The 11,407-nt window shown below is 62.4% G+C and carries 11 protein-coding genes; 10 read left to right on the forward strand and 1 reads right to left on the reverse strand.

Annotated elements, in window-relative coordinates; translation table 11 throughout:
* Positions 1–301 precede the first annotated feature (301 nt).
* Positions 302–460, forward strand: a complete 159-nt coding sequence (rd, locus tag K419_RS0120415; protein WP_012529168.1) for a rubredoxin — start codon at positions 302–304, stop codon at positions 458–460.
* A 44-nt stretch (positions 461–504) separates the two neighbouring features.
* Here rd and K419_RS0120420 read toward each other — a convergent pair whose 3' ends face one another.
* Entirely contained in the window at positions 505–1,575 is a 1,071-nt protein-coding gene (locus K419_RS0120420; RefSeq protein WP_026843162.1) for a pyridoxal-phosphate-dependent aminotransferase family protein, read from the reverse strand.
* 348 nt (positions 1,576–1,923) lie between these two features.
* Between K419_RS0120420 and der the strand changes: the two genes are divergently transcribed.
* The 9 genes from der to K419_RS24340 all read left to right on the forward strand — a co-directional run bounded on the left by der (position 1,924) and on the right by K419_RS24340 (position 11,389).
* Positions 1,924–3,246, forward strand: coding sequence for a ribosome biogenesis GTPase Der (der, locus tag K419_RS0120425; protein ID WP_026843163.1), 1,323 nt, complete (start codon positions 1,924–1,926; stop codon positions 3,244–3,246).
* Between the two features lie 77 nt (positions 3,247–3,323).
* The gene (locus K419_RS0120430; protein WP_026843164.1) at positions 3,324–5,102 is read left to right on the forward strand and encodes a DUF4388 domain-containing protein; all 1,779 of its coding nucleotides are present in this window, start codon (positions 3,324–3,326) and stop codon (positions 5,100–5,102) included.
* 1 nt (position 5,103) lies between these two features.
* Positions 5,104–5,469 (forward strand): response regulator, encoded by a 366-nt coding sequence (locus tag K419_RS0120435; protein WP_012529172.1) that lies wholly within the window; start codon positions 5,104–5,106, stop codon positions 5,467–5,469.
* Between the two features lie 257 nt (positions 5,470–5,726).
* Positions 5,727–7,787 carry a chemotaxis protein CheA gene (locus K419_RS0120440; RefSeq protein WP_026843165.1) on the forward strand — a complete coding sequence of 687 codons (2,061 nt, stop codon included), beginning with the start codon at positions 5,727–5,729 and terminating at the stop codon, positions 7,785–7,787.
* Complete coding sequence (locus tag K419_RS0120445) at positions 7,787–8,587, forward strand: ExeA family protein (protein ID WP_026843166.1); 801 nt, start codon at positions 7,787–7,789, stop codon at positions 8,585–8,587. Before K419_RS0120440 ends, K419_RS0120445 begins: the two co-directional genes overlap by 1 nt.
* 43 nt (positions 8,588–8,630) lie before the next feature.
* Positions 8,631–9,458 (forward strand): chemotaxis protein CheW, encoded by an 828-nt coding sequence (locus K419_RS0120450; protein ID WP_026843167.1) that lies wholly within the window; start codon positions 8,631–8,633, stop codon positions 9,456–9,458.
* Positions 9,459–9,480: 22 nt separating this feature from the next.
* Positions 9,481–9,879: a response regulator transcription factor gene (locus K419_RS0120455; protein ID WP_026843168.1), complete on the forward strand. Its 399-nt coding sequence runs from the start codon at positions 9,481–9,483 to the stop codon at positions 9,877–9,879.
* Entirely contained in the window at positions 9,876–10,388 is a 513-nt protein-coding gene (locus tag K419_RS0120460; RefSeq protein WP_026843169.1) for a chemotaxis protein CheW, read from the forward strand. The genes K419_RS0120455 and K419_RS0120460 overlap by 4 nt, the downstream gene beginning before the upstream one ends.
* Positions 10,382–11,389, forward strand: a complete 1,008-nt coding sequence (locus K419_RS24340; RefSeq protein ID WP_026843170.1) for a response regulator — start codon at positions 10,382–10,384, stop codon at positions 11,387–11,389. Before K419_RS0120460 ends, K419_RS24340 begins: the two co-directional genes overlap by 7 nt.
* The last annotated feature ends 18 nt before the right edge of the window (positions 11,390–11,407 follow it).

Raw genomic sequence — 11,407 nt, forward strand, 5'->3', positions numbered from 1 at the left:
AAGTTTCTGTCCCCTCTCTGAGCCAAATTTTAATTATGGCAAAGTAACACAACGGGTATCAAAAGCAAGTTTAAATTGCGGCTGGCGCCTGAATTGACACGCTGTCTCCGTCTGTTAGACTAATGCCGGACTTGCCGCTGCGGCGCTGTCAGTAGCGTTTTTCTTCACTAAGTGCAGCTACCGGCCACTGAGGAAGTTTACGCAATTATGAGCAGCTTTTATACAGGCGGCGGGTCCCCGCCGGGTCGCCTGCGGCAGCCGCGGGGAGACAGGACGCACCAAGGAAAACAGGAGGTATCAAATGGAGCCTTATATCTGCACCGTCTGCCAATACGTCTACGACCCTTATCTCGGCGACCCCGACAACGGTGTCCCCCCCGGGACCCCGTTCGCCGACCTTCCGGTCGACTGGGTCTGCCCGGTCTGCGGGGTGGGCAAGGAGGCCTTCGAGCCGGAGTAACCGCAAAAAGGGGGGGAGCATGAACTGCTCCCCCCCTCGTCGTTCTAGAGACCCTGCAGGATCCCCTCCATCTCGGTTGTGATTTCCTTGAGGTTTTCCAGCTGCATGTCCCCCATGTGGGCCACCCGGAAGGTTTTCCCCTTGATTTTGCCGTAGCCGTCGTCGAAGGCGAAGCCACGTTCGCCCAGCTGCTTCTTGATAAGGCCCAGGTCGACGCCGCGGTCGTTGGAGGCGCAGGTGAGGGTGACCGAGCGGTACCCTTCCGCCGGGAAGAGGCCGAAGCCATGTTCCTTAACCCAGGCGCGCATGAACTCCGCCATTTTCGCGTGCCGCTCCCATCTCTTTTCCAGCCCCTCTGCGAAGATGCGCTCCAGCTGCAGGTCCATCGCATAGATGAGCGAGATGCAAGGGGTGGACGGGGTGTTGTTCTTCTCGTCTGCCGCCAGGAACTCGAGGAAGTCGAAGTAGTAGCCGCGCCCGGGAACCCCCTTGGCGCGCTCCAGCGCTTTCTCGCTGGCGGTGAAGACGGCAAGTCCCGGAGGGAGGGCGAACGCCTTCTGCACGCCGAAGACGCAGCAGTCGATTCCCAGCTCGTCCACGGGGAGCTTCAACGCGCTCATGGAGGAGACGGTGTCGACGATGGAGACCACCTCCGGGTACTTTTTGAGCACCTGGGCGATCTCGGGAAGCGGGGACATGACCCCGGTCGAGGTCTCGTTGTGGATCAGGGTGATGGCGTCGTACTTGCCGGTGGCAAGCGCCGAGTCGACCAGTTCAGGGGTGATGGGCTCGCCCCAGGCGACCTTGAAGGGGTCGGCTTCCTTGCCGCAGGCGAGGGTGACGTTGTGCCACTTGTCGGAGAAGGCGCCGTTGCAGAAGTTGGCGCAACGCTTGCCCACGAGGTTTCTGACCGCACCCTCCATGGCGCCGAAGGCGCTGGAGGTGGAGAGGAAAACCCGCTCCTTGGTGAACATCAACTGCTTCAGCTTGTCCGTCACGCCCTTGTGCAGTTGCGCGTACTCGGGCATACGGTGGCCGATCATCGGCGTGCCCATGGCCTTGAGTATCTCCGGGCTGACCTCGATCGGTCCCGGGATGAACAGCTTCTTGTGCATGGTCGCTCCATTTTCGTGCTTTGGATTTATCCAGGTCGGCAGCTCGGGCGTCGTTCAGGCGGGGGGAGAGGTGCGGCGCCGCTCGGGCCGGGCGATATGCCTGTTGCCGGCGGAGCGCCAACGTATCAGATGACGAGCCCAATGTCAATTGCGTCAATGGGGTTCACTGCGGGTGGTTTGCCGGCGGAAAAACCGGGTAAAGGGGAGGCGGCTGTTTTCTATCCGCTGGTATCTGTTGCTTATTCTCCTGCAAAATGTTACAGATAGCGGTTAGTTGTCAAATACATTAAAACGGAAAGTTGCGCCTTTTAACCAGTTTGAGGGCGACGTCTTTCCAGCCGGAACCAAATGAAACCAATTATTGCCATCGTCGGGCGCCCGAACGTCGGGAAGTCCACCCTCTTCAACAGGCTGGTCGGGCGCCGCAAGGCGATGGTCGACGATATGCCCGGGGTGACCCGGGACCGAAACTACGCGGAGGTGAGCCGCTTCGACGTCCCCTTTATCCTGGTTGATACCGGCGGCTTCGAGCCCGAGACCTCCGACCGGCTTTTGCAGCAGATGAGGGAGCAGTCCCGCTTCGCCATGGACGAGGCGGACCTGATCCTCTTCATCATGGACGCCCGCGGGGGGCTGACCCCTGCCGACCGTGACGTCGTGGACATGCTCCGGCGCATCAACAAGCCGGTCTTCTACATCATCAACAAGGTGGACGGGGAAAAGCAGGAGGCCGAGGCGGGCGATTTCTATTCGCTTGGGGTCGATCACATCCACACCATCTCCGCCGAGCACAACCGCGGCGTGGGCGATCTGATGGACGAGGTGCTGGCCGCCATCCCCTACGACCGGGAGAAGGAGCAGGACGAGGAGATCACCAGGATCGCGGTGGTCGGGCGCCCGAACGTCGGCAAGTCCACCCTGGTGAACCGGCTTTTGGGGTACGAGCGCGTGGTGGCGAACCCCACCGCCGGCACCACGAGGGACGCGGTCGACACCCGCTTCACGGTGAACAAGAAGCCCTACCTCTTGATCGACACGGCGGGGATCCGCAGGAAAGGGAAGACGGTCCAGAAGGTGGAGAAGTACTCGGTCATGGACGCGCTGCGCTCCATCGAGCGCGCCGACGTGGTCCTCATCGTGCTGAACGCGGAAGAAGGTGTTACCGAGCAGGACTCGAAGATCGCGGGATATGCCTACGAGGCGGGGCGCGGCTGCATCTTCGTGGTGAACAAGTGGGACACCCTGCAAAAGGACAACTCCAGCATCGCCAAGTTCACCGAGGAGATCCGGCGCAACTTCAAGTACCTCCCCTTCGCGCCGATCCTGTTCGTCTCGGCGGAAACCGGGCAGAGGACCGGCAAGATCATCGCCGAGGTGGACCAGGTGATGGAGCAGTACTGCAAGCGCGTCACCACCGGCGAGTTGAACCGGGTCTTCACCCAGGCGGTGGACGAGAACCACGCGCCCCTTTCCGCGGGAAGAAGGGTGAAGTTCTACTTCGCCACGCAGGTGGCGGTAAAGCCCCCCTCTTTCGTCGTCTTCACCAACTGCCCTGAGGGGATCCACTTCTCCTATGAGCGCTATATCATGAACCGGTTTAGAGAGGCCTTCGGTTTCAACGGCACGCCGCTGAAGCTGATTTTCCGCGGCAGGGACAAGAAAGACGCCTAAATCATCCTTGCCTTGCCCGATACGATGGTTTAGTATATGCCAATTTTTAACCCACCCCCCATGAGAGAGCGGCATCCATGAGTCTTGTCGGCAACTTGGAAGATCTCGGACTTGGTGAGATCCTGCAGATCGTCAGCTTGAGCAGGAGATCCGGCGTGCTCTCCCTCGAAAGCCGGGGGAGGGAGGCGCGGGTGATCTTCCGCAACGGCCAGGTGATCCGCGCCAACTCGACCACCTTCCAGCAAAACCTGGGGGAAGTGCTGATCCAGCAGGGGGTCATCGACCTGGCCATCCTGAAGCGCGCCCTGAGCATCCAGGCGGAGGAGGGGTACTCCCAGCTTCTGGGCGGCATCATGATCGACCGCTTCGGGGTGAGCGCCGACGCCATCGAGGCGGTGGTGCGGGAGCAGATCGAGAACGTGGTCTACTCCCTGTTCGCCTGGGCCGAGGGGACCTTCGAGTTCGAGCTGCAGGAGGTGAACGAGGCGGACAGCACCAGGCTCGACCCCGTGCAGTTCATGCTGAAGCAGGGGTTGAACCCCCAGTACCTGGCCATGGAAGGCTCCCGCATCATCGACGAGCAGCGCCACCGCGGCGAGTCGGGGGAAGGGTGGGACCCGCCTGCTGCGCCCGAGGAAACCCTCGACCTTGCCTTCGACCTGTTGCAGGACGCGCCGCCCCAGCCAGTGGCGTCCGCAGCGCCGATTCCCACGCCCGATTTCACGCCCCAGCAACCAGACGAGCAGCCAGACGAGCAGCTTTTCCCTGCCGACCCTTTCGCGAGCGCCGCCGAGGCCGAAGAGCCTGCCGCGGCGGAGGCCCCAAGCCGCCTGGTGCTCGTGGACGACGACCCCGAGACGCTGGCCGCGCTGGCCGGGCTTTTGGAGCGGGAGGGGTACCTCGTGGACGCCCTGGAGAAGGGAGAGGACGCCCTGATCCGTGTCGACTCCCTCTTTCGCGAAGGGGTGCAGCCCACCGTAGTGGTCGACCTGATCATGCCGAGGATGGACGGCACCGGCATCCTGGGGGGGCTCGAATTGATGGAGCTTGTGCGCAACAACTTTCCCGAGATCCAGCTTCTGGGCCTTTCCGACTTCCACAACGACGAGGCGCAAAAAAAGCTGCGCAGCATGGGGATTCCCATCCTGATCAAGCCGCTCAAGGGGGAGCTTGAGGATGCGCTGGACGTCTTCGCCCCCAGGCTTTTCAAGGCGCTAGCCAACCTCTCTTCGGTGGAGGAAGTCAGTTTCAGCAGCGTCAACATAGGCGACGAGTTGAGGCTGGAGCTGGGAGAAGAGCCGGCGCTCGCGGCGCCGCACGCAAATCAGAGCACCGGGATATCGCAGCTGCGCGGCATGCTGGAGGAGTTGAACAACCCGCAATTGGGGGGCGGGATCATCCTTTTGGTGCTCCGTTTCGCCGCCGAATTCGTGAATCGGGCCGTGGTGCTGCTGGTCAAGAAGGAGGCCGTGCAGGGGCTCGGCCAATTCGGGCTTCAGGATAAGGACGGTAGTGCCGATTATAGAATCAGGAACCTAAGCATTCCCAAGGCGGAAGCATCGCTCTTTACCGAGGTGCTGGAGACCCGGTTCCCCGTGAAGGGGGAGGTGGAGCCCAGCCACTGGAGCAACTACTTCCTTGAGCAGCTAGGCGGCGGGCGCCCTGCCGAGGTGTTTGTCGGGCCGATCGTAAGCGAGGGGAAGGTAGTTGCCGTGCTCTACGGCGACAACCTCCCGGACGAGAAGCCTATAGGCGACACCGATTCGCTGGAGATATTCCTGAGCCAGGCCGGCATCGCGATGGAGAAAGCCCTGCTGCAGCGCAGGCTGCAAGACCAGGGACGGGGAGAAATTTGACGTGAAGAGGATTTTGATAGCAGAGGATTCGAACACCATGCGTTCCATGCTGGTGTCGACCATAGACGAGTTGGAGAAGTACAGCATAGTGGAAGCCGCCAGCGGGTTCGAAGCCCTGCGTCTTTTGCCGCGCGAGCAGGTGGACCTGATCATCACCGACATCAACATGCCCGACATAAACGGCCTGGAGCTGATCAGCTACGTGCGCAACAACCCCAACTACCAGTTGATCCCGCTCTTCATCGTTTCCACCGAGAGCGGCGAGAAGGACCTGGAGAAGGGATTGGCCCTGGGGGCTAACGAGTACATCGTGAAGCCGTTCGACCCGGTCCGGCTGCAGGAGCTGGTCTCCAAGTATCTCGACTAAACTGCCGTTCAATGTTCAACGTTCGAGAGGCATTCCGGCCAGTAGCGCCCCGTACCGCGACGGCACCGTCAAGATGGAGCAAACGGAAGAGATGCTGTAGCTGAACGTTGACCCTAGAACGTTGAACCGGTTTTAAGTTAGAGCCGTCACGATGGACTCGAACGCGAGCAAATGCAGCAATTGAACGTTGAACATGTTTCAGAGGTGCAGTTGCTGAACGTTGAACATTGAACGTTGAACGTTTTTGGGAAGGGTCTATGAGCGTTGACGAAAGCATAGGGAAGGCGGTTAAGGATTTCCTGGCGGAAGCAGAGGAAATCCTGGACCAGCTGAGCCTGGATCTGGTCTCCTTGAGCGACTGCGCGGACGGCGGCGAATGCAGCCCGGACCTGGTGAACTCGGTCTTCCGCGGGGCGCACTCGCTGAAAGGGCTCGCGGGGATGTTCGGCTTCACCGATATCGCCGAGCTTGGGCACCACCTGGAGAACCTCCTCGACGCGCTTAGGCTGGGCAAGGTGGAGCTGGACCAGTCCGTGGTGAGTACGCTCTTCGAGTCGACGGAGCTTTTGGGGACGCTGGTCAGAAACGCGGGCGAAGCGGTGGCGGAGCCGGTTGATCTCTCCGCCGCCATGCAGCACATCAACGATTGCCTCAGCAAAAAACCGGCGGGAGCGGGCGATTCGCCGCTGGCCAAGCTGAACCTCCCCGAGCGCGTCCTTAGCTCCATGACCGAGTACGAGGAGCACCGGCTCCTGGAGAACGTGAAGAAGGGGCGCCGGATCTATTCGATCCACATCTCGCTGCAGTTGACCAGCTTCGACTCGGACCTCATGGAGTTGACCGAGCAGTTGAAACTCGTGGGCGAGGTGATCAGTACCCTCCCCTCCGCCTCGGGGGGGCTCGCCGGCGGCATCGACTTCGAGATCCTCTTCGGCTGCGACCTGGAGGGCGCGGAACTCGCGCCGCTCATCGACCGCGACAACCTGGAGCTGACCGAGTTCGGGAAGCCGGCCGCCGCACCCGCCGTATCCGGTCGCGCCGCGGAGCCGGGACAGGCGCCGGACCAGGAGCCGGCCGAAGAGGAAGCCCACCTCCCGGCACCGGTCGAGCCGGGGGGGATCAGCGCCAAGAGCATGAGCCGGACGGTCCGGGTGGATATCGGCAAGCTGGACCTTTTGATGAACATCGTGGGCGAACTGGTGCTCTCGCACTCCATGATCGCCGACGTGGCGGGGCGCATGCGCCTTAACGGGCTCCACGTCCCTTCGCAGGAGCTGGGGAAGGCGGCCAAGGGGCTGGAGAAGAAGCTTTCCGAACTGCAGAAGGGGGTCATGGAGATCCGCATGATCCCGGTGGGGCAACTCTTCGAGAAGATGTCCCGCATCGTCAGGAAGATCTCCCGCGAGCAGGGAAAGAAGGTGGAGTTGAAGCTCTTCGGGGCGGATACCGAGCTGGACAAGCTGATCATCGAGGACATCTCCGACCCGGTGATGCACATCGTGAGAAACTCCATCGACCACGGCATCGAGACCCCCGAGGCGCGGGTGGCCGCCGGCAAGGACGAGAAGGGGACCATAACCCTTTCCTCCTACCAGAAGGGGAATCACGTAGTCATCGAGGTGGACGACGACGGCGGCGGCATCGACGTATCAAGGGTGAAGCAGAAGGCGCTGCAGCTCGGGATGATCGGCACGCTCGACGAGGTGAGCGATCGCGACGCCTTGGACTTCATCTTCCGCCCGGGCTTTTCCACCACCGACACGGTGAGCGAGATCTCCGGCCGGGGCGTCGGCATGGACGTGGTGCGCACCAACATAGCCGCCCTCTCCGGCATGATCGACCTGGAGAACTACCCCGGGCAGGGGGCGCGCTTCATCATCACGCTCCCCATCACGCTCGCCATCATCAAGGCGCTCATCATCACCGCGGCCGGCCGTACCTACGCGCTTCCCATCACCTCGGTCCTCGAAAGCATCATCGTGGAGCAAAAGGAGATCATGACCGTGGAGCGCAAGGAGGTGATCCAGCTGCGCGAGGCGACCCTTCCGCTTTTGCGCCTCTCCGAGTTCTTCCAGCTGAAGGGGGGGGAGTCGTCGCCCGAGTCGTGCTACGTGGTGGTGGTGGGGGTTGCCGAGAAACGCCTGGGGATCGTGGTCGACGACCTTTTGGGGCAGCAGGACATCGTGATCAAGTCCATCGGCGACACCTTCGCCGGCTTCCGCGGCATCTCGGGAGCGGCGGACCTGGGGGACCAGCGCACCATCCTGGTGCTCGACGTGGGTAGCGTGATCGGCGAGGCGACCCGGGGGAGTGCCTGATGTACAAAGAGTTTTACGGCCTGGCCGAAAAGCCGTTCAGCAAGACCCCGGATCCCCGTTTTCTCTATATGAGCTCGGGGCACCAGGAGGCCCTGGCGCGGCTTGAGTACGCGGTGGAAGAGAGCGAGATCGCCCTTTTGACCGGCGACATCGGCTGCGGCAAGACCACCATTTCGCGCGCGCTCATGGACCGGATGGGGGACCGCTACCACTTCCTGTTCGTGTTCAACCCGAGGCTCACAGCTGACGAGCTTTTGCGCGTGATCGCGTCGGGTCTTCAGGTGGAGAGCCCTTCGCTGCAAAAAGATCTGCTGCTGCAGGAGATCACCGGCGCGCTCTACCGCATGCACGGCGAGGGCCGCATCCCGGTGGTGGTCATCGACGAGGCCCAGCTGATCCCGGACCGCGAGCTCTTCGACGAGTTGCGGCTGTTGACCAACTTCCAACTCGACGACATGAACCTGGTCAGCGTCATCGTCATGGGGCAGCCGGAGTTGCGCGGCATGCTGGCCTCGCCGGTTTACGAACCGTTCCGCCAGCGCATCTCGCTCAACTTCCACCTGGCGCCGCTGGGGCTGGAGGAAACCCTGGAGTACCTCGATTTCCGCATCGTCGCGGCCGGAGGGGAGCCTGGGCTGTTCTCGCCCGACGCGGTGCAGCGGATCTACGAGCTTTCCGGAGGGGTGCCGCGCCGGATCAACTCGGTGGCCACCAACGCCCTTCTCATCGGCTTTGGAAGGGACGCCTCCTGGATCGATGCTTCCATCGTCGAGGAGACCGCGGCGGAGCTGCTCTCCTAGCAATTCAAAGCAGCAGACAGAACGGACAACGGGTTTAGGGACTATGAATCTAGCCGAGATCAGAAAGAAGGCTCTCAGGGGAGAGACGCAAGGTACCGCCAGGGAAGAGGCTTCCGAGCCGGTGGCGTCGTGGCAGATCCCCGTCATCGATCCGTCCCCGGTTGCCGTGGTGGACGACCCGCTTAAGTTTCCCGCAGCCGATTTCGGCGTCGAGGAGTTTCCCGCGCCGGAGTTCGACGCGCCGGGGGGCGAGGGGGGGGCACAGGTCCCGTGGCGGGCCGAGACGAGCCGGCAGCCGGCTGCGGAGACGAACAGCCTGCAGTTGCTTGCGCTTCCCTGCGATGACGACCCCGACGACTTCGACCCCGCGACCGTCATCCTCAGGGGGCGGGAAACCGCTTCCTTCGAGGGGGAGCTTTCCCAGCAGGAAGAGGTGGCGGCGGCCAGCGTGGAGCTTCTCTGTTTCAGGGTGGCCAACGAGGAATACGCCATCAGCATCATGGACATCAAGGAGATCATCAAGCCGCGCGAGGTGACCGAGGTGCCCCGGGTACCCGACTTCGTGCGCGGCATACTCTCCCTGCGCGGCAACATCATCCCCATCTTCGACATGCGGGTGCGCCTGGGGCTTGCCGGCGGCTCCCGCTCCGAGCGCGAACGGGTCATCGTGGTGAGCCGCCAGGGCGGCTTCGCCGGGGTGCTGGTCGACGAGGTGGTCCAGGTGGTGCGCATACCCGAGGAGGGGATCGAGCCTCCCCCTGTGGTGCTTGAGGGAATAGACCGGGAATTCGTGCTCGGCATCGGCCGGGTCGCCGGCAGGATGCTGATCCTGCTCGACATGGAAAAGGTGCTGGACGTAGGGCTTTTGTAGCAGGCCGCGGGGAGGGAGTCGCATGGAGAAAAACAGGATCCTTGTAGTCGAGGACGAGGAGAGCTTGCTGAAACTGGAGAGCATACTCTTCACCTCGAAGGGGTACCAGGTGACCGGCGTCAGGGGCGGGGTCGATGCCTTGCGCTCCATCTCGCAGGATCGGCCGGATCTCGTGGTGCTCGACATCATGCTTCCCGACATGGATGGGTTCGAGGTCTGCCGCAGCATCAAGCAGGACCCGGAGACGAGGTCCATTCCCGTTGTCATGCTCACCGCGAAAAAGAGCAGCCGCGACCTTGAGGCCGGCCGCGTCGCCGGGGCCGACGCCTACATCACCAAGCCTTTCAAATCGGTGAAGGTGCTCGAGGTGATCGGGGGGCTTTTGGGGAACCAGGCGACCGGCAGGGGAGACCGTTCTTGACGACACAGGAGTTGCAGGAAATACAGGTTGCCTGCCTGAAGATGGGAGACGGGCTCTACGCCGTCGACATCATGAGGATCAGGGAGATCATCCGGGTCCCGAGGCTCGCCCCGCTCCCCCGGGCGCTCCCCTTCGTGGAGGGGGTGATCAACCTGCGGGGGAGCGTGATCCCGGTGGTGGACCTAAGGAAGAGGTTCGGGCTTCCCCCTGCCGAGAACGCGGAAACCGCCCGCCTTTTGATACTTTCCATTTCCGGCCAGCCGATTGCCCTCATGGTGGACGAGGTGACCGAGATGATCACCATTCCGCTTCGGGAGCTGAAGGCGCCGCCGCGAGGGGTGCGCATCGTCGGCGGCGAGTACATGGTCGGGCTCTGCCTGGTGCGCGAGGTGCCGGTCATGCTGCTCAATATAGACGCTCTGCTTACCTTCCAGGAAAAAGCTGAGCTCGGCATCTTCTCCCCCCAGACGGGGGGCACTTCCACGAACAAAAAGAGCTCCGCATGCTGATTGTCTGCCCCAATTGCAAGAAAAGGTTCAACGTGGATCCGGGAACGCCGGATCAGCCCAAGAAGCTTCGCTGCTCCAACTGCCGGGCCGTTTTCCGCCTGGTCAGGAAGGGGGAGCGCAGCGAGGGGGCAAAGGCCAAGCTCAAGGTGGTGATCGCCAACGAGAGTGCGGCCTTCTGCCAGGCCGTGGAGAAGGTGCTTGCCCACGAGTCGTTCCAGCTCTTTCTCTGCACCGACGGGAAAGAGGCCCTGGAAACGGTGCAGCAGGTGACGCCGGACGTGCTGCTTCTAGACGTCGCACTTCCCACCATGTTCGGTTTCGAGGTTTGCGAAAGGGTGCGTCAGGACCCGGCGCTGGCCAACGTGAAGATCGTGCTGATCGCCTCCATTTACGACAAGACCCGCTACAAGAGGTCCCCCAATTCGCTTTACGGCGCCGACGACTACATCGAGAAGCACCACATTCCCGATTCGCTGGTCCCGATGATCTACCGCCTTGCCTCCGGAAGCGAGCCGCAGGCCCAAAGCCCGACCGAAAACGAGCTGGCAGAGCAGGAGGAGACCCGCAGCGAGATCCGCCAGTGCGAGGTGGAGGAAACCTCCACGGTAGAGGCGGCAGCGCCGGCAGCGGAGCCCGCGGCGGCAGCGGCCGTGGCGGCGGTGCAGCCGGACCAGTCGGACTGGTCGGACCTGTCGGACAGCGCCCCGGCACCCGCGGCAGCGCCCTCACCTGCACCTGCTTCCGCGGAGACCACGCCTGAGCATGTGAAGGCACGGCGCCTGGCCAGGATCATCGTTTCGGACATCGTCCTTTACAACCAGGCCAAGGTCGAGCAGGGGGTGCGAGAGGGGACGTTCCACCAGCTGTTGGCCGACGACATCCGCGAGGGGGAAAACCTCTACCGGCAAAGGGTGTCCCAGCAGGTGCGCGACACCACCTCGTTCCTGAAGGAAGCCTTCGAGGAAGTAATCGCAAAAAAACGCGCCGAACTGAACGCCTAGGAGTCACTTCTGGCAACT

It is taken from the genome of Citrifermentans bremense R1 (assembly GCF_000426865.1).
In the GTDB taxonomy this organism is placed as follows: domain Bacteria; phylum Desulfobacterota; class Desulfuromonadia; order Geobacterales; family Geobacteraceae; genus Geomonas; species Geomonas bremensis.